At 23.7% G+C, this 847-nt stretch carries 1 protein-coding gene; it reads left to right on the forward strand.

Annotated elements, in window-relative coordinates; genetic code table 11:
- Window positions 1-847, forward strand: an 847-nt coding sequence (locus tag KJQ97_RS09290) for a cation diffusion facilitator family transporter (RefSeq protein WP_214120676.1), incomplete at both ends; no start/stop codon positions are given.

Consider the following 847-nt stretch of genomic DNA (forward strand, 5'->3'; position numbering starts at 1 on the left):
CATTCTCATACTCATTCTTATGATTTTACTAAGAATAAAAAAGCATTGTTATTAAGCTTTATAGTAACTTTTGTAGTAATGTTTGCTGAATTAATTTATGGGTATTTAGCTAATTCTTTAGCATTAATTAGTGATGCACTTCATATGATAACACACGCTTTTGCATTGATAATAAGTTTTATTGCACTAATATTTATTAATAAACAAGATAGTAAAAAAACTTATGGATATTATAGAAGTGAAATAATAGCTGCTTTTATAAATGCTATTATGATAGCTATATTTACTATATTTATTATCTATGAAGCTATTGAAAAACTATTAAACCCAAGTAAAATAGATATAAAGACTATGCTTATAGTATCTTGCTTTGGACTTGTAGCAAATATAATTAGTGCTTTATTATTAATGAAAGCTGATACAAGTAATTTAAATATTAAATCAAGTCTAATTCATATGCTAAGTGATTTACTTAGTTCTGTTGCAATTATTATTGGTGGGATTATTGTTTATTACACTGATTTTTATTTTATTGATTCAATACTAGCTTTATTAATAGCTTTAGTAATTGCTAAGTGGTCTATATCATTATTTAAACAAAGCTTAGATATTTTACTTGAGAGCTCATTCATTGAGATTAGTGAAGTAAAAGAATTTATATTAAAGCAAGATTTAAATATAAAAGATATTCACGATATACACATTCATTCAATATCTCAAGATTATCATATACTAACAGCTCATATAATCTTAGATGATTTAAATGAGTTTAAAAGTGTTTTACAAAAGCTTAATGCTTTACTTAAGAATGAGTTTAATATACATCATATTACTATTCAGCCAGAAA

The sequence above is a fragment of the Campylobacter sp. 2018MI01 genome, assembly GCF_018501205.1.
GTDB lineage: Bacteria > Campylobacterota > Campylobacteria > Campylobacterales > Campylobacteraceae > Campylobacter_E.